General features: G+C 69.6%; 17 protein-coding genes and 1 pseudogene. 16 read left to right on the top strand and 2 right to left on the bottom strand.

All coding sequences use genetic code 11. The features are described 5' to 3' along the window. The first annotated feature begins 150 nt into the window (after window positions 1-150). The 3 genes from ACFV9M_RS08310 to ACFV9M_RS08300 all read left to right on the top strand — a co-directional run bounded on the left by ACFV9M_RS08310 (window position 151) and on the right by ACFV9M_RS08300 (window position 3,575). On the top strand, window positions 151-1,815 hold the full coding sequence (locus tag ACFV9M_RS08310) for a site-2 protease family protein (RefSeq protein WP_385066983.1): 1,665 nt from the start codon (window positions 151-153) through the stop codon (window positions 1,813-1,815). Window positions 1,816-1,911: 96 nt separating this feature from the next. Then, the gene (locus ACFV9M_RS08305; RefSeq protein WP_085208270.1) at window positions 1,912-2,814 is read left to right on the top strand and encodes a tRNA (adenine-N1)-methyltransferase; all 903 of its coding nucleotides are present in this window, start codon (window positions 1,912-1,914) and stop codon (window positions 2,812-2,814) included. A 191-nt stretch (window positions 2,815-3,005) separates the two neighbouring features. Further along, complete coding sequence (locus ACFV9M_RS08300; protein ID WP_385066986.1) at window positions 3,006-3,575, top strand: hypothetical protein; 570 nt, start codon at window positions 3,006-3,008, stop codon at window positions 3,573-3,575. A gap of 58 nt (window positions 3,576-3,633) precedes the next feature. Here the strand turns inward: ACFV9M_RS08300 and ACFV9M_RS08295 are convergent, their stop codons facing one another. After that, window positions 3,634-3,939 (bottom strand): ferredoxin, encoded by a 306-nt coding sequence (locus tag ACFV9M_RS08295; protein WP_385066989.1) that lies wholly within the window; start codon window positions 3,937-3,939, stop codon window positions 3,634-3,636. A 243-nt stretch (window positions 3,940-4,182) separates the two neighbouring features. On the opposite strand from ACFV9M_RS08295, the gene arc reads away from it, so the two are divergent. The 6 genes from arc to prcA all read left to right on the top strand — a co-directional run bounded on the left by arc (window position 4,183) and on the right by prcA (window position 10,319). Further along, window positions 4,183-5,949, top strand: a complete 1,767-nt coding sequence (arc, locus tag ACFV9M_RS08290; protein WP_385066992.1) for a proteasome ATPase — start codon at window positions 4,183-4,185, stop codon at window positions 5,947-5,949. 230 nt (window positions 5,950-6,179) lie between these two features. Then, on the top strand, window positions 6,180-7,691 hold the full coding sequence (dop, locus tag ACFV9M_RS08285) for a depupylase/deamidase Dop (RefSeq protein ID WP_385066994.1): 1,512 nt from the start codon (window positions 6,180-6,182) through the stop codon (window positions 7,689-7,691). Window positions 7,692-7,878: 187 nt separating this feature from the next. Continuing rightward, entirely contained in the window at window positions 7,879-8,097 is a 219-nt protein-coding gene (locus ACFV9M_RS08280; RefSeq protein ID WP_385066997.1) for a ubiquitin-like protein Pup, read from the top strand. Between the two features lie 33 nt (window positions 8,098-8,130). Further along, window positions 8,131-8,724 (top strand): endonuclease VII domain-containing protein, encoded by a 594-nt coding sequence (locus ACFV9M_RS08275; RefSeq protein ID WP_385066999.1) that lies wholly within the window; start codon window positions 8,131-8,133, stop codon window positions 8,722-8,724. Next, window positions 8,676-9,521, top strand: coding sequence for a proteasome subunit beta (prcB, locus tag ACFV9M_RS08270; protein ID WP_385067002.1), 846 nt, complete (start codon window positions 8,676-8,678; stop codon window positions 9,519-9,521). The genes ACFV9M_RS08275 and prcB overlap by 49 nt, the downstream gene beginning before the upstream one ends. 57 nt (window positions 9,522-9,578) lie before the next feature. Further along, window positions 9,579-10,319 carry a proteasome subunit alpha gene (prcA, locus tag ACFV9M_RS08265; protein ID WP_385067004.1) on the top strand — a complete coding sequence of 247 codons (741 nt, stop codon included), beginning with the start codon at window positions 9,579-9,581 and terminating at the stop codon, window positions 10,317-10,319. A gap of 60 nt (window positions 10,320-10,379) precedes the next feature. Here prcA and ACFV9M_RS08260 read toward each other — a convergent pair whose 3' ends face one another. Next, the gene (locus ACFV9M_RS08260; RefSeq protein ID WP_385067006.1) at window positions 10,380-11,396 is read right to left on the bottom strand and encodes a LacI family DNA-binding transcriptional regulator; all 1,017 of its coding nucleotides are present in this window, start codon (window positions 11,394-11,396) and stop codon (window positions 10,380-10,382) included. A 170-nt stretch (window positions 11,397-11,566) separates the two neighbouring features. Here ACFV9M_RS08260 and ACFV9M_RS08255 point away from each other — a divergent pair, with 170 nt between their 5' ends. The 7 genes and pseudogenes from ACFV9M_RS08255 to ACFV9M_RS08225 all read left to right on the top strand — a co-directional run bounded on the left by ACFV9M_RS08255 (window position 11,567) and on the right by ACFV9M_RS08225 (window position 18,623). Further along, complete coding sequence (locus ACFV9M_RS08255; RefSeq protein WP_385067007.1) at window positions 11,567-12,826, top strand: MFS transporter; 1,260 nt, start codon at window positions 11,567-11,569, stop codon at window positions 12,824-12,826. Window positions 12,827-12,835: 9 nt separating this feature from the next. Further along, a complete protein-coding gene (pafA, locus tag ACFV9M_RS08250) occupies window positions 12,836-14,197 on the top strand; it encodes a Pup--protein ligase (RefSeq protein WP_028801611.1) in 1,362 nt (453 codons plus the stop codon). Between the two features lie 161 nt (window positions 14,198-14,358). Further along, window positions 14,359-15,366, top strand: a complete 1,008-nt coding sequence (locus tag ACFV9M_RS08245; protein WP_385067010.1) for an FKBP-type peptidyl-prolyl cis-trans isomerase — start codon at window positions 14,359-14,361, stop codon at window positions 15,364-15,366. Between the two features lie 60 nt (window positions 15,367-15,426). After that, a complete protein-coding gene (locus tag ACFV9M_RS08240; RefSeq protein WP_385067013.1) occupies window positions 15,427-15,798 on the top strand; it encodes an FKBP-type peptidyl-prolyl cis-trans isomerase in 372 nt (123 codons plus the stop codon). 216 nt (window positions 15,799-16,014) lie between these two features. Further along, window positions 16,015-16,968, top strand: a complete 954-nt coding sequence (locus ACFV9M_RS08235; protein WP_385067016.1) for a helix-turn-helix transcriptional regulator — start codon at window positions 16,015-16,017, stop codon at window positions 16,966-16,968. An 18-nt stretch (window positions 16,969-16,986) separates the two neighbouring features. Further along, window positions 16,987-18,018: pseudogene (locus ACFV9M_RS08230) on the top strand (helix-turn-helix transcriptional regulator); the annotation flags it as partial. Between the two features lie 311 nt (window positions 18,019-18,329). Next, window positions 18,330-18,623 (top strand): hypothetical protein, encoded by a 294-nt coding sequence (locus ACFV9M_RS08225; protein WP_385067019.1) that lies wholly within the window; start codon window positions 18,330-18,332, stop codon window positions 18,621-18,623. Window positions 18,624-18,632 lie beyond the last annotated feature (9 nt).

Below are 18,632 nucleotides of genomic sequence, written 5' to 3'. Positions count from 1 at the left end.
GACAGCCACCCAGCCCGCGGCCGCCGGACCCGGCGACGGCCGTGGAACACGGGGGTGCCGGGGCGGAACGCGTCCCGACGGCCGCATACCATCGGTGGCGAGACCCTTCCGCCCGGCAGGAGCGGAAGACGCTTCGATCGAGGGGACACCGTGGTGGAAAGCGGCGGGAGCGGGCGGCCGCGGCCGGACAGCGACGAGTCGGCCGAGCGCCCCGTGACACCTGCGCCCCAGACCATCGAACCACCCCCGCCCGAGGCACCGCCCACCCAGCCCACCCCCCGGAACACCACGGACCAGGACACCCCGGACGGCACCGAGACGGGGACGACCGAGACGGACACGGCCGCCCCGGGCGACGCCGAGTCGGGCACGGCGGCCACGGAGACGGCGTCCACGGGCAGGGCCGGGACGGGCGACGCCGAGTCGGGCACGGCCGCCACGGGCACGGGCGACGCCGAGTCGGGCACGGCCGAGACCGCCACAGCAGGGACGGGCGACGCCGAGACGGACACAGCCGCCACGGCCACCCCCACCACCCCCACCGACCGCCACCCCCACCACCCCCGGGCCCACACCCCCAACCCCACCCCCACCCCCACCCCCGCGCCCGCCCTCGGCGAGCACCCCGCCAAGGGCCGACCGCCCCAGCGCCCCCCGGAGTCCCGCGGCGGCCTGCTCATGGGACGCCCCTTCGGCGTCCCCGTCTACGTCGCCCCCAGCTGGTTCCTCGTCGCCGCCCTCATCACCTGGGTCTTCGGCGGCCAGCTCGAACGCGTCCTGCCCGAACTCGGCGCCGCCCGCTACCTCGTCTCCCTCTTCTTCGCGGTCGCCTTCTACGCCTCCGTCCTCGTCCACGAGCTCGCCCACACGGTCGCCGCCCTCCGCTTCAAACTCCCCGTCCGCCGCATCCAGCTCCAGTTCTTCGGCGGCGTCTCCGAGATCGAGAAGGAGGCCGAGACCCCCGGCCGCGAATTCTGGCTGGCCTTCGTCGGCCCCCTCCTCTCCCTCGCCCTCGCCGGCCTCTTCTACCTCGCCCTCCAGCCCGTCGAACCCGGCACCGTCCCCGGCGTCCTCCTCGCCGGACTGATGATCTCCAACCTCATCGTGGCGATCTTCAACCTCCTGCCCGGCCTCCCCCTCGACGGCGGCCGCATGCTCCGCGCCGTCGTCTGGAAGATCACCGGCAGACCCATGAGCGGCACCGTCGCCGCCGCCTGGGTCGGCCGCGTCCTCGCCGTCTCCGTCCTCATCGGGCTGCCCCTGCTCACCCAGTCCGGAGCCCTCGGAGAGTCCGCCGAGGACAGCGTCGGCATGGACACCGTCCTCGACGCCCTGCTCGCCGCCATCCTCGCCGCCATCATCTGGACCGGCGCCGGCAACAGCCTGCGCATGGCCCGCCTGCGCGAACACCTCCCCGAACTGCGCGCCCGCACCCTCACCCGCCGAGCCGTCCCCGTCGAATCCGACACCCCCCTCTCCGAAGCCCTCCGCCGCGCCAACGACGCCGGAGCCCGCGCCCTCGTCATCGTCGACGCCCACGGCGAACCCCTCTCCTTGGTCCGCGAAGCCGCCATCGTCGGCGTCCCCGAACACCGCCGCCCCTGGGTCGCCGTCAGCGGCCTCGCCCAGGACCTCACCGACGGCATGCGCGTCTCCGCCGAACTCGCCGGAGAAGACCTGCTGGACGCCCTGCGCGCCACACCCGCCACCGAATACCTCGTCGTCGAGGAAACCGGCGAGATCTACGGCGTCCTCTCCGCGGCCGACGTGGAACGCGCCTTCGTCAAGGCCATGGCCAGACCGGCCACCTCCTGAAACCCACCCCACCCCACACCGGCCCACCCCCCACGGCCCCCCACAGCCCACACCCGCGTGGTCGGCACCCCCCACAAAGGCCGGTAGGCTGTTCACATGTCCGAACCGACCGGTGCCGCCCGCAGGCGCGGGCCCTTCAAGGTCGGGGACCAGGTACAGCTGACCGACCCCAAGGGCCGCCACTACACGTTCACGCTCGAAGCCGGAAAGAACTTCCACACCCACAAGGGTTCCTTCCCGCACGACGAACTGATCGGCGCTCCCGAGGGCAGCGTTGTCCGCACCACCGGGAACGTCGCCTACCTCGCGCTGCGCCCCCTGCTCCCCGACTACGTCCTGTCCATGCCCCGCGGCGCCGCCGTGGTCTACCCCAAGGACGCGGGGCAGATCCTCGCCTTCGCCGACATCTTCCCCGGCGCACGCGTCGTCGAAGCCGGCGTCGGCTCCGGCTCCCTCAGCAGCTTCCTGCTGCGCGCCATCGGCGACCAGGGCATGCTGCACTCCTACGAGCGCCGCGAGGACTTCGCCGAGATCGCCCAGCAGAACGTGGAACGCTACTTCGGCGGCCCGCACCCCGCCTGGCAGCTCACCGTCGGCGACCTCCAGGACAACCTGAGCGACACCGACGTCGACCGCGTCATCCTCGACATGCTCGCCCCCTGGGAATGCCTCGAAGCCGTCTCCAAGGCCCTCGTCCCCGGCGGCATCCTCTGCTGCTACGTCGCGACCACCACCCAGCTCGCCCGGACCGTCGAGTCCATCCGCGAGATCGGCTCCTTCAACGAGCCGACCGCCTGGGAGACGATGATCCGCAACTGGCACATCGAAGGCCTCGCCGTCCGCCCGGACCACCGCATGATCGGCCACACCGGCTTCCTCCTCACCGCACGCCGCCTCGCCGACGGCGTCGAACCGCCCATGCGCCGCCGCCGCCCCGCCAAGGGCGCCTACGGCGAGGATTACGCCGGCCCCAACGCCGACGGAGGCAGCGGCCGCTGAAGCCGCCGCACACCAGGTCAACGCACCAGCGCCGTGCCCGAGTTCCCCCGACACCCCCGGAACTCGGACACGGCGCCCTCATGTTGAGCCCCCACACCCGGCACCCCGCACCCCGCCGTTCCCCCGCACTGTGACGTGTGGCACGATGCTGGCCACCCCCAGCGGCACAGCCCTCACAGGAGACGCTCCTAGTGCAACCCGCCGTCCCGGAACTGGCACACACCCACACCCGACCGATCCACTGGGTCGCGACCGCCACCGCCGTGGCCGGCGTCGTCGCCCTCTCCTCGGTCCTCCAGCCCCACCCGGCCACAGCCGCCCAGCCCACCGCCCCGGACACCCGGTCCACACCCGCCACCGCCCCCACCACCACCGGCGTCGACTTCCCGATCGACTGCGGCCCGGTCAAAGCCCTCGTCCAGAAACAGGCTTCCGGAGACCTCGACGGCGACGGCCGCCCCGAAACCGTCGCCGTCGTCCACTGCGACGCCCCCATGGGCACCCCGCCCGACGGCCTCTACGTCCTCACCCAGGCCGACGACGCCCCCCACGCGCGCGTGGTCGCCACCCTCGTCGACCCCCAGACCCGCACCACCGTCACCAGCATCTCCATCACCGACGGCACCGTCCTCGCCTCACTCCTCGGCTACTCCTCGGCCGACGTGCCCAGTTGCTGCCCCGACGTCAAGGACAGCGCCAAGTGGCAGTGGAAGGACGACACGTTCGTCCGCACGACACCCTCCGGTACCCACAGCGTCTGACCCGCACCACCCCACGCTGTGAGAAACCAGACAGCCGTGACGGACCGTACGCGAACGCTCACTCCGCGTCCGGACCGAACACCTCCACCCTGTCCGAAACCCTTCGCACATGGATGCACTCGCCCGGACACTCCCGCGCCGAGTCCACCACATCCGCCAACAACGGAAGCGGCACCGGCGTCGTCGCCCCCCGCCCCTGCAAAAGCTCGTCCTCAGCGCTCTTCACATACGCCAGACCATCGATGTCCAGCTCAAACACCTCCGGCGCGTACTGCGCACAGATACCGTCGCCGGTACAGAGATCCTGATCGATCCAGACCTCCAGCGCCTCGCCGCCGACACCGGCCTCCTGCTGCACGCCCATATCTCCTGTCGTTTAGCGCCGAGCCGCCCGGGAACGATGCAGGCTCTGACGGGTGTTGAACACTTCGACCCTACCGTCGGCAGCTTTCCAATCATGTTCGGTGGGTATTCCCCTGGCGTGAGGGAGAGCGCAAGGGTGAAGATCGGACACACCCCGACAGTCTTTGTGATCTAGGGGTTTCAATCGACACCCACCCAGGTAGGGTCTGGAAGCGTCCAGCTCCCCTTGGAGGAGGTGAGGACCGTGGCAGCCCACGACGACGACATGAACCGCGGCATCCGCCCGGGACGAGGGTCCGACGACCCGGCCGGGCAGATCGCCTACCTTGAGCAGGAGATCGCCGTCCTGCGACGTAAGCTCGCCGACTCTCCGCGACACACGAGGATTCTCGAAGAGCGGATCGTCGAGCTGCAGACCAACCTGGCCGGCGTGTCCGCCCAGAACGAGCGACTCGCCAACACACTCCGCGAAGCCCGCGACCAGATCGTGGCCCTCAAGGAGGAAGTCGACCGGCTCGCCCAGCCGCCGGCCGGCTTCGGCGTCTTCCTCGTGGCGAACGAGGACGGCACGGCCGACATCTTCACCGGAGGCCGCAAACTCCGCGTGAACGTCAGCCCCAGCGTCGAGCTCGACGAGCTCCGACGCGGCCAGGAAGTAATGCTCAACGAAGCGCTCAACGTGGTCGACGCCATGGAATTCGAGCGCGTCGGCGACATCGTCACCCTCAAGGAGATCCTCGAGGACGGCGAGCGCGCCCTGGTGCTCGGGCACACCGACGAGGAACGGGTGGTACGGCTCGCCGAACCCCTGCTCGACGTCACCATCCGCCCCGGCGACGCCCTGCTGCTCGAACCCCGCTCCGGCTACGTCTACGAGATCGTCCCCAAGAGCGAGGTCGAGGAACTCGTCCTCGAAGAGGTCCCCGACATCGGCTACGAGCAGATCGGCGGCCTCGGCGGACAGATCGAAGCCATCCGCGACGCCGTCGAGCTCCCCTACCTCTACCCCGACCTGTTCAAGGAGCACGAACTGCGGCCGCCCAAGGGCGTCCTGCTGTACGGGCCCCCCGGATGCGGCAAGACACTCATCGCCAAGGCCGTCGCCAACTCACTGGCCAAAAAGGTCGCCGAGGTCACCGGCCAGGCCGCCGGCAAGAGCTTCTTCCTCAACATCAAGGGCCCCGAGCTCCTCAACAAGTACGTCGGCGAGACCGAACGGCAGATCCGCCTCGTCTTCCAGCGAGCCCGGGAGAAGGCCAGCGAAGGAACCCCCGTCATCGTCTTCTTCGACGAGATGGAATCCCTCTTCCGCACCCGCGGCTCCGGCGTCAGCTCCGACGTGGAGAACACCATCGTCCCGCAGCTGCTCGCCGAGATCGACGGCGTGGAAGGCCTGCAGAACGTGGTCGTCATCGGCGCCTCCAACCGCGAGGACATGATCGACCCCGCCATCCTGCGACCCGGCCGGCTCGACGTGAAGATCAAGATCGAGCGCCCGGACGCCGAAGCGGCCAAGGACATCTTCGGCAAGTACCTCACCGAGCGCCTCCCCCTCCACTCCGACGACCTCGGCGAACACGGCGGCGACAAGACCACCACCGTCCAGAGCATGATCCAGACGGCAGTGGAACACATGTACGCCGAAACCGAGGAGAACCGCTTCCTGGAGGTCACCTACGCCAACGGCGACAAGGAAGTCCTCTACTTCAAGGACTTCAACTCCGGCGCCATGATCGAGAACATCGTGGGCCGCGCCAAGAAAATGGCGATCAAGGACTTCCTCGAGAAGAACCAGAAAGGCCTCCGCGTCTCCCACCTCCTCCAGGCCTGCGTGGACGAGTTCAAGGAGAACGAGGACCTGCCCAACACCACCAACCCTGACGACTGGGCCCGGATCTCCGGAAAGAAGGGCGAGCGGATCGTCTACATCCGCACCCTGATCACCGGAAAGCAGGGCTCCGACACCGGACGCTCCATCGACACGGTGGCGAACACCGGACAGTACCTGTAAAACCGGAACGGCTGCGGGTACCCAATCCGGGGTACCCGCAGCCGACTGCTTTTCGGGCCACTGCTGGAGCAGGCAATGACGCAAATGATCTCCCCACCAGCGCAGAGGCGTTCTAGGCTCTTCCGTACCGCCGGGCGCAGTGCGGGGACGGGCACCGCACACGCACCGGAGCACCAGCGGTACTTGAGCGGCACCCACGACCGAGGATGCCGCCGGGCAAGGAGGGCCGCATGACCGTACGGCGAGTAATGGGCATCGAGACGGAGTACGGGATCTCCGTCCCCGGCCACCCGAACGCCAATGCCATGCTCACCTCATCCCAGATCGTCAACGCCTACGCGGCGGCGATGCACCGGGCCCGCCGGGCCCGCTGGGACTTCGAGGAGGAGAACCCCCTGCGGGACGCCCGAGGCTTCGACCTCGCCCGTGAGGCCGCCGACGCCAGCCAGCTCACCGACGAGGACATCGGCCTCGCCAACGTGATCCTCACCAACGGCGCCCGCCTCTACGTCGACCACGCCCACCCCGAATACAGCGCCCCCGAGGTCACCAACCCCCGCGACGCCGTCCTCTGGGACAAGGCCGGCGAACGCATCATGGCCGAAGCCGCCGAACGGGCCGCCGCACTCCCCGGCGCCCAGCCCATCCACCTCTACAAGAACAACACCGACAACAAGGGCGCCTCCTACGGCACGCACGAGAACTACCTCATGAAGCGGGAAACCGCTTTCTCCGACATCGTGCGCCACCTCACGCCCTTCTTCGTCTCCCGCCAGGTCTTCGCCGGAGCCGGCCGCGTGGGCATCGGCCAGGACGGCCACGAACACGGCTTCCAGCTCAGCCAGCGCGCCGACTACTTCGAGGTCGAGGTCGGCCTGGAGACAACCCTCAAACGGCCCATCATCAACACCCGCGACGAACCCCACGCCGACGCCGAGAAGTACCGCCGCCTCCACGTGATCATCGGCGACGCGAACCTCTCCGAGATCTCCACCTACCTCAAGCTGGGCACGACCGCCCTGGTCCTGTCCATGATCGAAGACGGCTTCATCGCCGTCGACCTCGCCGTCGACCAGCCCGTACGCACCCTCCACCAGGTCTCCCACGACCCCACCCTCAAGCGCCTGATCACGCTCCGCAGCGGCCGCACACTCACCGCCGTCCAACTCCAGATGGAGTACTACGAGCTCTCGCGCAAATACGTGGAGGAACGCTACGGCGCCGACGCCGACGACCAGACCAAGGACGTCCTCGCACGCTGGGAGGACACCCTCACCCGCCTGGAGAACGACCCCATGAGCCTCTCCGGCGAACTCGACTGGGTCGCCAAACGCGAACTCATGGAGGGCTACCGGCGCCGCGACGGCGTCGACTGGGACGCCGCCCGCCTCCACCTCGTCGACCTCCAGTACGCCGACGTACGCCCCGAGAAGGGCCTCTACAACCGCCTGGCGGCCCGCGGCCGCATGCAGCGGCTACTGACCGAGGCGGAGGTCGAACGGGCGAGGTCCAAGCCCCCGGAGGACACCCGCGCCTACTTCCGCGGCCGCTGCCTGGAGCAGTACGCCGACGACGTCGCCGCCGCCTCCTGGGACTCGGTCATCTTCGACCTGCCCGGCCGGGACTCCCTCCAGCGTGTCCCAACCCTCGAACCGCTTCGCGGAACGCGAAATCACGTCAAGGAGCTCCTGGACCGCTGTCGCACGGCAGAAGACCTGGTCAGGGTCTTGTCGGGCAACTGAGCGGGTACTCGGACCGCCCCCGGCGCCGGGGTGGAAACCCCGGCGCCAGGGAATCATCGAAGTGGCACCCGTACGTTCCCACAACTGCGGGGCCGATGTCGGACCGGGCTTGTAGGGTCTGATCATCACCGATCGGCAGGAATGCCGACCTGTCGACCATGTCGGGCAACAGAGCGGGGTGAGGGTTATGGCGACCAAGGACACCGGCGGCGGGCAGCAGAAGGCCACGCGGTCCACCGAGGAGGTCGAGGAGCAGGCGGCGGAGACGCAGGCCTCCGAGGACCTCAAGGAACGGCACGAGAAGCTGAGCGACGACGTGGACTCGGTTCTTGACGAGATTGACGATGTCCTGGAGGAGAACGCAGAGGACTTCGTGAGGTCATTCGTTCAGAAAGGTGGCGAGTAGCCTTCGAATTGAAGGTTGCGGGGGGCTTGCCGAATGGAAATCGAAGATGGCGTGAAGCGCTGCGTGCGGTGCGGAGAAGTCAAGCCGCACGCGGCCTTCGCTCGCAGGCGATCGAACCTTGACGGTCTCCAGAGGCATTGCCGCGACTGCGCGTCGGACTACCACAGAGCGCGTCAGCAGAGCCTCGGCAAGAAGGTCTGTCCCAAGGTCGAGGTCCCTGAGGGGCACAAGCTCTGCTTGAAGTGCGGGGAGATCAAGCCGTGGAGTGAGTGGCATCGAAATGCCACTGCCTCGGACGGCTTGTCGACCCGCTGCAAGACGTGCCGGGCGGCCGAGGGGCGCGCGGGGCATCTGATGCGCCAGTACGGCATGACAGAGGCTGAACGAGCCACGATGATCGCCTCACAGATGGGGCTCTGCGTGATCTGCCTGAAAGCTCCGGCGGTACATGTGGATCACTGTCACGAGACGGGTAAGGTCCGTGGCGTACTGTGCTTCAACTGCAATTCGGCCATCGGCAAGTTGGGAGACGATCCCGACGCGGTCCGTCGGGCTGCTGCCTACCTGGAAGGAACCACGTGGAAGCCAACACTCGTAGCACCGGGCGTCTACCAGCTGCCTTCCTGACGCCTGGGTCCTCGTCCTTCATGGACTTCCTCTCCGAGCACCAGCCGGAGCTGCTGCCCGGCAAGCGTCAGCTGCCCCCGACCCAGGGGGTGCTCGAGGCGCCGCACGGCACCACGATCGTGGCCGTGACGTTCCCGGGTGGTGTGGTGCTCGCCGGTGACCGGCGGGCGACGATGGGCAACGTCATCGCGCAGCGGGACATCGAGAAGGTGTTCCCGGCGGACGAGTACTCGGCCGTCGGTATCGCCGGTACCGCCGGTCTGGCGGTGGAGATGGTGAAGCTGTTCCAGTTGGAGCTGGAGCACTTCGAGAAGGTGGAGGGTGCGCAGCTCTCGTTGGAGGGCAAGGCAAACCGGTTGTCGACGATGATCCGGTCGAATCTGGGCATGGCCATGCAGGGGTTGGCGGTGGTGCCGTTGTTCGCGGGGTTCGATGTGGACCGGGGCAGGGGTCGGATCTTCTCCTACGACGTCACGGGTGGTCGTTCCGAGGAGCACAACTTCGCGGCGACGGGTTCGGGTTCGATCTTCGCGCGGGGTGCGATGAAGAAGTTGTTCCGTGGTGATCTGACCGAGGAGCAGGCCACGACGTTGGTGGTGCAGGCGTTGTACGACGCGGCGGACGACGACTCGGCGACCGGTGGTCCCGATGTCGCGCGCCGGATCTACCCCATCGTCACTGTGATCACCGAGGACGGGTTCCGCCGGCTGACGGAGGAGGAGTCGTCCGAGGTCGCCCGGTCGGTGCTGGCGCGCCGGCTGGAGCAGCCGGACGGTCCGCGGGCCGCGCTGCTGTAGTGGGCCGTCGGTGTGGCGGGTGATCGAGTGACTTCTACTGAAAGGGACGGATAACCGGTGTCGACGCCGTTCTATGTTTCGCCTCAGCAGGCGATGGCCGATCGTGCGGAGTACGCGCGGAAGGGTATCGCTCGTGGTCGCAGTCTGGTGGTGCTGCAGTATGCCGATGGGATCGTCTTCGTCGGCGAGAATCCGTCTCGTGCGCTGCACAAGTTCAGTGAGATCTATGACCGGATCGGTTTCGCGGCGGCGGGTAAGTACAACGAGTACGAGAACCTGCGCATCGGTGGGGTGCGCTATGCGGATCTGCGGGGTTACACGTACGACCGGGGTGATGTGACCGCTCGGGGTCTGGCGAATGTGTATGCCCAGACGCTCGGGACGATCTTCTCGTCGGCGGGGGAGAAGCCGTACGAGGTGGAGCTGGTGGTGGCCGAGGTCGGTGAGACGCCGGACGGTGACCAGATCTATCGGCTGCCGCATGACGGGTCGATCGTGGATGAGCACGGTTCGGTGGCGGTGGGTGGTAATGCCGAGCAGATCGGTAGTTATCTGGATCAGCGTCATCAGGACGGGATGAGTCTGTCGGAGGCGTTGAAGCTGGCCGTGCAGGCCTTGTCGCGTGACACGAACGGTACGCAGCGGGAGATCCCGGCGGAGCGGCTGGAGGTGGCGGTCCTGGATCGTACGCGGCCGCAGTCGCGGAAGTTCAAGCGGATCGTGGGCCGGCAGTTGGCGCGGTTGTTGGAGGCCGGTGGTGCGGCTACGGAGGCGGAGAGTTCCGAGGAGGAGGAGTAGGTCTCGGTTGGTGTTGTGTGTGCCCCCGGCCGGTGGTGGTGGTCGGGGGCACGGGTGTGTTCAGGGGGCGCCTGGGGGTGCTGTGGAGCCTCGGACGACGAGGTGGACGGGGATGTCTGTGTCGTCCGGTGTTTGGCCGTCCAGGACGGCGAGGAGGGCTTGCATGCCTCGTTCTCCGAAGAGTTCGGCGTCCAGTCGGACGGTGGTGAGTTCGGGGTCGAGGGCGGTGGCGAGGGCGATGTCGTCGACGCCGGTGACGGAGAGGTCGTCGGGGATGCGCAGGCCGCGGCGGCGTGCTGCTTTGTAGACGCCGGCTGCGAGTTTGTCGTCGTCGCAGACGACGGCGGTGGGGCGGGGGCCTGGTGTGGCGAGGGCGGTGTCGGTGGCGGTGAGGGCGCCGTCGATGGTGAGGGGGGTGTGGGCCGTGGTGAGTGAGGTTCCGGGCACGGTGCGCAGTCGTGCGGCGAGTGCGCGGGCGCGGATGTCGAAGGTCCAGGAGGGGACGTCCGCGGCGAGGTGCAGGAAGTGGCGGTGGCCGAGGGTGAGGAGGTGGTCGGCGGTCTGGTGGGTGCCGTCGGTGATGTCGAGGTTGACGGTGGCGGTGCCGAGGTTGCCGGTGGGGTCGCTGTCGAGCATGACGAGGGGGAGTTGGTCGCCGTGGAGGGCGGTGAGGGCGTCGGCGGCCATGGAGGAGGCGATGATGCCGTCGAGGGCGGCGGGGGCGGAGGCGAAGGGGTCGCGGGCGGGGCCGATGCCTTCGGGGGAGGGGTAGAGGACGACGCCGAAGCCGTGGTGGGCGGCGATGCGGGCGGCGCCGGTGTAGACGCCGGCGAAGAATTCGGTGGTGAGGGCGGGGACGACGAGGAGGACGGTGCGGGTGCGGCCGAGGCGGAGGTGGCGGGCGGCGAGGTTGGGTCGGTAGTTGAGTCGGCGTGCGGCTTGGCGGACGCGTTCGGCGGTGGTTTCGGAGACGCGGCCGCGCCATTTGTCGCCGAGGACGAGGGAGACGGCGGCTTGGGAGACTCCTGCGGCCTGGGCGACGTCACGGCTGGTGGGGCGGGTGCTGCCTGGTGCCACCGTGGGCCTGCTCTCTGGTCTGGCGGGTGTGGTCGTGCTGGGGGCGTGTGGGGGGTGTGCGGGGGTGTGCTCTGGACTGGTGAACAGCGTCATGGTACGTATGGCGGAATGCGTTATACGTAAAACCCGGAGGGGTGGGTGGCTCCGGGCGAGCTGACGGAGGCGGGACATTGGCCGCGGGATACCTGGAGATCCTCGGGGTGAGGCATGTGGCGCGGCTGCTCGCGGGCACGCTGGTCGGCCGGCTGCCCAATGCCACGGCTGCCATCGCGATCGTGCTGTTCGTGCGGGCGGAGGGCGGCGGCTACAGTCTCGCGGGCGCTCTGGCGGCTGTGTACGGGGTCGCCAACGCCGTCGGTCAGCCGCTGCTCGGGCGTCTGGTCGACCTGCACGGCCAGCCGCGGGTCCAGTTGCCTGCGGCGCTCGCCTCCGCTGTGGCGATGGCGGTGTTCGCGTTCGCGGGTGTCGGTCCGCTGCCGCTGGCGTACGTGGCGGTGGCGGCGGCCGGGCTGTTCACGCCGCCTCTGGAGGGGGGTCTGCGGGCGTTGTGGCCGTCGGTGCTGCGCCGGGAGGACCAGGTGCACACCGCGTACGCGATGGACGCGGTGGCGCAGGAGGTGATGTTCACCGTGGGGCCGCTGCTGGTGACGCTGTGCGTGTCGCTGTGGTCGGCGCAGGCGGCGCTGCTGGTGCTGAACGTGGTGGGGGTGATGGGGGCGCTGTCGGTGGTGGTGTCGGCGCCGTCGCGTGCGTGGCGGTCGGCTCCGCGTGAGGCGCACTGGCTGGGGGCGCTGCGGTCGCCGGGGTTGCTGGTGATGCTGGCGGCGTTCCTGTTCGTCGGTGTGGCGCTGGGGTCGATCACGGTCGCTTCGGTGCCGTATGCGGACGAGCACGGTGGGGACGTGGTGTACGGGTGGCTGATGGCGGCGCTGGGGCTGGGGGCGCTGGTCGGGGGTCTGGGGTACGGGGCCCGGCGGTGGCGGGGGGTGCCGGAGCGGCGGTTGCGGGTGCTGGTGGGGTTTCTGGCGGTGTGTTACCTGCCATTGATGCTGATGCCGGGCGCTGTGGCGATGGTGGCGTTGACGGCGCTCGCCGGTGTGTTCCTCGCGCCGGCCATCGCGTGTGCGTTCGTGCTGGTGGACCGGCATGCGCCGGCCGGTACGGTGACGGAGGCGTTCTCGTGGCTGGTGACGACGTTCACGGTCGGTTCGTCGGTCGGAACGGGCCTGGCGGGGCCGGTGGTCGAGGCGGGTGGCGCGTTGTGGGGTTTCGTGGTGCCGGGTGCCGCGGGCGGGGTGTCTTTGCTGGTTTTGCTGGCGACGGGGCGGGTACTCGCAGCTCCCGCGGGGAGCGGGGTCGTTGCGGCCGTATCGGAAAATGATCCGAACCGTGCCGTCGAACCCCGTTTCAGTTCCGGAGATCGGGCGTAATGTTCAGTCATGGACCGCCGCATTTTCGGGCTGGAGAACGAGTACGGTGTCACGTGCACGTTCAGGGGACAGCGCCGCCTGTCGCCTGACGAGGTGGCGCGGTACCTCTTCCGGCGTGTCGTGTCATGGGGCCGTAGCAGCAATGTCTTTCTGCGGAACGGCGCCCGCCTGTATCTCGACGTGGGATCGCATCCGGAATACGCGACACCCGAATGTGACAACGTGACCGAACTGGTCACCCACGACAAGGCCGGCGAGCGCATTCTCGAGGGACTCCTGGTGGACGCGGAGCGACGCCTGCACGAGGAGGGAATCGCGGGCGACGTCTACCTTTTCAAGAACAACACCGACTCGGCGGGCAACTCCTACGGTTGCCACGAGAACTACCTGGTGGCGCGGCACGGGGAGTTCTCCCGGCTCGCGGACATCCTGATCCCGTTCCTGGTGACCCGGCAGTTGCTGTGCGGGGCGGGGAAGGTGCTCCAGACGCCGCGTGGGGCGGTGTACTGCGTCAGTCAGCGGGCCGAGCACATCTGGGAGGGCGTCTCGTCGGCGACGACCCGTTCCCGGCCCATCATCAACACCCGGGACGAGCCGCACGCGGATGCGGAGCGGTATCGCCGGCTGCATGTGATCGTGGGCGACTCGAACATGTCCGAGACGACCATGCTGCTCAAGGTGGGTGCCACCGACCTGGTGCTGCGCATGATCGAGGCGGGCACGGTGATGCGTGACCTCACGCTGGAGAACCCGATCCGGGCGATCCGTGAGGTCAGCCATGACATCACCGGCCGGCGCAAGGTGCGTCTGGCCAGTGGCCGGGAGGCGTCCGCGCTGGAGGTGCAGCGGGAGTACTACGAGAAGGCGGTGGACTTCTGCGAGCGCCGGGGTATCCGGACGGGTACCGTCGAGCAGGTCCTGGAGCTGTGGGGCCGGACGCTGGACGCGATCGAGGCGGAGGATCTGGACCGTATCGGCACCGAGATCGACTGGGTGATGAAGTACAAGCTCATCGAGCGGTACCGGGCCAAGCACAACATGACGATGTCGCATCCGCGTGTCGCGCAGATAGACCTCGCCTACCACGACATCCACCGTCGTCGTGGTCTGTACTACCTGCTGGAGAAGAAGGGCCAAGCCGCGCGGATCTGCAACGACTTGAAGATCTTCGAGGGCAAGTCGGTGCCGCCGCAGACGACTCGGGCCCGGTTGCGCGGTGACTTCATCCGCCGGGCGCAGGAGCAGCGGCGGGACTTCACCGTCGACTGGGTGCATCTGAAGCTGAACGACCAGGCGCAGCGCACCGTTCTGTGCAAGGACCCGTTCCGTTCGGTGGACGACCGGGTGGAGAAGCTGATCGCCGGCATGTGAGTGAGGCGTTCGGGTGTCCTGGGGTCCGGCTCCGTCCGGGCGGGAGGGTGCCGTTTCGGAACGCAACGCGGGCGCCGTACGTTTTCCGTACGGCGCCCTTCTCACGCCGTAGAGTTGCGCGCACGCCCTTCACGAGATCGACCGATTACGAGGCCTTCACCGTGCGCCGACGCTCACTCATTCTCGCCGCCGTTCCCGCAGGACTGGTCACGCTCGCCGGGTGCGGTGACGACTCGTCCGGCTCGTCGAGCTCGGCGGACGGCAGTGCGTCGTCCTCCGCCTCGGAGGCGTCCGCCGCGCCCGCGCCGAAGATCGTGGACGGTCCGCTGCCGGGTATCACGGCCGGTGCGAAGTTCGGGGAGAAGCCGACGGTCGCCAAGGGCAGCGGTGATCCTTCCGACCAGCTCGCGGTGAAGACGGTGATCGCGGGCGGCGGCCGGACCGTGGCGGAGAACGACTACGTCCAGGCGAACTACCTCGGTCAGATCTGGGACACCGCGAAGGTGTTCGACAACTCCTACGACCGGAAGACGCCGCTGGTCATCCAGCTGGCCACCGGGAGCATCATCGACGGCTGGCGCTACGCCCTGTCGGGGAAGAAGACCGGCAGCCGGGTGGAGTTCTCCGTGCCGCCGACCTGGGGGTACGGCACGGAGGGCAACTCGCAGGCGGGTATCGAGGGCACCGACACGCTGGTGTTCGTGGTGGATCTGGAGGCCACGTTCAACGCGAGCAGTTCGGCGCAGGGCACGGACGTCCCGCAGGACGACGCGGCTGTGCCGAAGGTGGGCACGAACACCGACGGCAAGGCGCCCGCCATCGAGATCCCCAAGGCCGACCCGCCGAAGAAGCTGGTGGCGGACTACGTCATCGAGGGTGACGGTGAGGTGGTCGCCGCGGACAACAGCGTCCTGGTGCAGTACAAGGGCGTCGTGTGGGACACGGGCAAGGAGTTCGACTCGACGTACTCCCGCAAGGCGCTCACGTCCTTCGGGCTCCAGCAGGTCGTCAAGGGGTGGTCGCAGGGGCTGACCGGCAAGAAGGTCGGCAGTCGGGTCGTCATCGTCATTCCGCCGGACCTGGGGTACGGGGACGAGCCGCCGGCCGGCAGCGGTATCGAGAAGGACTCGACGATGGTCTTCACGGTGGACATCCTCGCGAAGATGTGACGGCGCCGAGGTGTAAGACTGTGCTTGTTGCCTTTCCGCGAACAATCTGGAGCTAGAGACGTGAGCATCGAGAAGCCCGAGATCGACTTCCCGGGCGGCGAGCCCCCGGCGGACCTCGAGATCAAGGACATCTGGGAGGGCGACGGCGAGGTGGCGCAGGCGGGCCAGACCGTCACCGTGCACTACGTCGGTGTCGCCTTCAGCACCGGTGAGGAGTTCGACGCCAGCTGGAACCGGGGCACTCCGTTCCGCTTCCCGCTCGGTGGCGGCCGTGTCATCAAGGGCTGGGACCAGGGCGTGCAGGGCATGAAGGTCGGCGGCCGTCGTCAGCTGACCATCCCGGCCCACCTCGCCTACGGCAACCAGAGCCCCACCCCGGCGATCAAGCCCGGTGAGACGCTGATCTTCGTGGTGGACCTGCTCGGGGTCTGATCGTCGTCCGGCCGGCCGCCGTCCGAAAGACCGTCCGATCGCCGTACGAACGGTCCGTCCGATCATCGTGCGACCGGTTCGGGCGACCGGGACGCGACCGGTCCCGACCACCTGGGGTCCATGCCTGTCCGGGCATGGGCCCTCGGCTTTTGCCGGGGCACCGCGGAGCGGTACGGTCAACCGTCGGAAGCACCATGAGGAAGGCGAAGGGCGTCGATGGCCATTGCCAAGGCCGAGCGGCTGATGAACCTGGCGCTGTGTCTGCTCGGGACGCGGCGGCCGCTCAGCAAGCGCGAGCTGCGCGAGTCCATCGAGGCCTACCTGGAAGCGGGCAACGACGACTCCTTCAACCGCATGTTCGAGCGGGACAAGGACGATCTGCGCGAGCTCGGCCTGGTCATCGAGACCGTGGAGAGCATCGACGGCGAGATCGGCTACCTCGCCCGCCGCGACAGCAACCGCCTGCCGCCCATCACGCTCGACGCCGAGGAAGCCGCCGCGCTGGGGCTGGCCGCCAAGGTGTGGCAGCAGGCCCGGCTCGCCGGCGCGGCCAGCGGCGCGCTGCAGAAGCTGCGCGCGGCCGGGCTGCCCGAGGGCGTCGACCCCTACGAGGCGCACGGCGCCCTCGAGCCGCGCATCCCGGTGCACGAGGCCGCGTTCGAGCCGCTGATGCTGGCCTGCCGCGACCGCCGCGCGGTCACCTTCGACTACCGCAAGGCCACCGCCGCCCGCCCCGAGCCCCGCAACGTCGAGCCGTGGGCGCTGGAGTGCTGGCGCGGCCACTGGTACCTCGCGGGCTGGGACCGCGACCGGGGCGCCGAACGCGTCTTCCGGCTGTCCCGGATCACCGGCAAGGTGCGCTCCCGGGGCGGCCGCTTCACCGCCGCCGTCCCGGACGTGGTCACCGTCCGGGAGACCGTCGCGGGCTGGGCGGGGGAGAGCGCCGACCGCAGCGCCCTGATCCGGCTGCGCACGGACGCCGGGTACCCCCTGCGGGCGAAGGCGACGGCGGTGCGGGAACTCGGGAACGGGTGGGACGAGTTGGAGATTCCGTACGGGCACGGGCTGGACGCCTGGCTGGTGGAGTTCGGGCCGGACGTGGTGGTCCTGGAGCCCGCGGAGCTGCGGGCCGACGTGGTGGACCGGCTGCGCGCCGTGGCCAAGGGCTGAGGGAGAGCGAGCGACACAGTGGCAGGCAAACCGGTCAGGCCGGCGAACGCGATCGACCAGACGCGGCGGATGCTCTCCCTGGTGACCTACCTGCGGGAGCGGCCCGGGGCGCGGATCGAGGACGTGGCGCGCGCCTTCGGCATCACCGAGGACGAGCTGGTCTCCGACCTCGACGTGCTGCCCATGTGCGGCACCAGCTTCCGCGGCGGCGATCTGCTGGACATCGACACCGACGGTGAGCGCATCTGGTGGCACAACCCGGCCGCGCTCGGCGCGGACGCCGCCGAGCCGCTGCGGCTGGCCGCCGACGAGGCGACCGCGCTGCTGGTGGCCGCGCGGGCCGTGGCCACGCTGCCGGGCCTGCGCGAGAGCGACCGCCAGGCGCTGCTGCGGGCGACGGCCAAGGTGGAGACCGCGGCCGGTGAGGCGGCGGGCGCCAGCTCACGCCTGTCGGTGACCTTCGAGTCCGAGGGCGGCGTCTTCGCCGACGTCGACCGGGCGATCTCCGAGCGGCGCCGGCTGTGGATCCGCTACTACTCACCCGCCCGCGACGAGGTCACCGAGCGGGAGATCGACCCCATCCGCCTGGTCAGCGTCGGCCACACCTACGTCGAGGCCTGGTGCCGCCGCTCCGAGGCGCGCCGTACCTTCCGCCTCGACCGGGTCGCCGAGATCCGGATCCTCGACGAGCCGTCCGCCCCGCCCGAGATCGAACTGCGGGACCTGTCGGAGGGGCTGGTCCAGCCGGCCGCCGAGGATCCGGAGGTCGTCGTCGAGGTCGGCCCCGGCGGCCGCTGGGTCGCCGAGTACTACCCGCACGACCAGGCCGACGAGCTCCCCGACGGCGGTCTGCGCATCACCCTGCGCACCCCCGACCCCGCCTCCCTGCGCCGCCTCGCCCTGCGCCTCGGACCCGACGGCCGGATCGTGTCGCCGCCGGACCTCGCCGACCGGGCCCGCCGCGCCGCCCGCGAGGCGCTCGCGGCGTACGACGGGGTCGAGGCCGAGGCGGCCCGCCGGGACGGCGTCGCGTCCGGCGGACGCGGGGACGACGCCCCTTTCGCCGCCGGAGGCCGTGACGAGGCTCCGCCCGCCGTACGCCGGGACGCCGCCCCGGGACCCGGCGGCCCGACCGCCGGGGATCTCGGGGGAGCGTCCGCCGGGTGGCCCGGTGAGCGGCTCGCCGGGCAGGCCGGTGCCGTGGCCGGTGAGCCGGGCGGCACGGCCGTGCGGGCGCGGGCCGGTGGCGTGGCCGACGGCTGGGTCGGCGCAGTGGGCGGTGGGCAGGACGACGCGGCGGCCGGGACGCGGGCCGGTGGCGGGCAGTGGGTCGGTCAGGGCGACGGGCGGGAGCAGAGGCAGTGAGCGAGTCGGGGCTGTCCGGTGTGCGGGAGGTCTCGGTGGCCTCCGCGTTCGCGGGGATGCGGAGCGTGACTCCCATGGTGTTCCGGGCCGGGTGCCCGGACTGCCGGGGGCGGTTCGAGCTCGCCGCCGGCGCGCTGCGGCTGACCATCGGAGCCACCAGCCGCACCACCTTCTACTCGTTCACCTGCCCCGACTGCGGGGCCGCCGTGCGCAAGCCGGCCGGTGAACGGATCGTCGAGCTGCTCACCGGCGGCGGGGTCCGGACCCTGCGGCTGCACTCGACGCTCTGAGCACGTCTC

Origin of the sequence: Streptomyces sp. NPDC059895 (assembly GCF_042731035.1) — a bacterium.
Taxonomy (GTDB): domain Bacteria; phylum Actinomycetota; class Actinomycetes; order Streptomycetales; family Streptomycetaceae; genus Streptomyces.
The sequence above is the reverse complement of the archived record's forward strand: the minus strand, read 5'-3'. Positions and strand labels throughout refer to the sequence as shown.

Excerpts from the sequence above, each read along its gene's own strand:
- ACFV9M_RS08280 (WP_385066997.1), top strand. The coding sequence starts at position 7,879 with ATGGCGACCAAGGACACCGGCGGCGGGCAGCAGAAGGCCACGCGGTCC.
- pafA (WP_028801611.1), top strand. The coding sequence starts at position 12,836 with ATGGACCGCCGCATTTTCGGGCTGGAGAACGAGTACGGTGTCACGTGC.
- dop (WP_385066994.1), top strand. The coding sequence starts at position 6,180 with ATGACCGTACGGCGAGTAATGGGCATCGAGACGGAGTACGGGATCTCC.
- ACFV9M_RS08235 (WP_385067016.1), top strand. The coding sequence starts at position 16,015 with ATGGCCATTGCCAAGGCCGAGCGGCTGATGAACCTGGCGCTGTGTCTG.
- ACFV9M_RS08275 (WP_385066999.1), top strand. The coding sequence starts at position 8,131 with ATGGAAATCGAAGATGGCGTGAAGCGCTGCGTGCGGTGCGGAGAAGTC.
- ACFV9M_RS08305 (WP_085208270.1), top strand. The coding sequence starts at position 1,912 with ATGTCCGAACCGACCGGTGCCGCCCGCAGGCGCGGGCCCTTCAAGGTC.
- ACFV9M_RS08295 (WP_385066989.1), bottom strand. The coding sequence starts at position 3,939 with ATGGGCGTGCAGCAGGAGGCCGGTGTCGGCGGCGAGGCGCTGGAGGTC.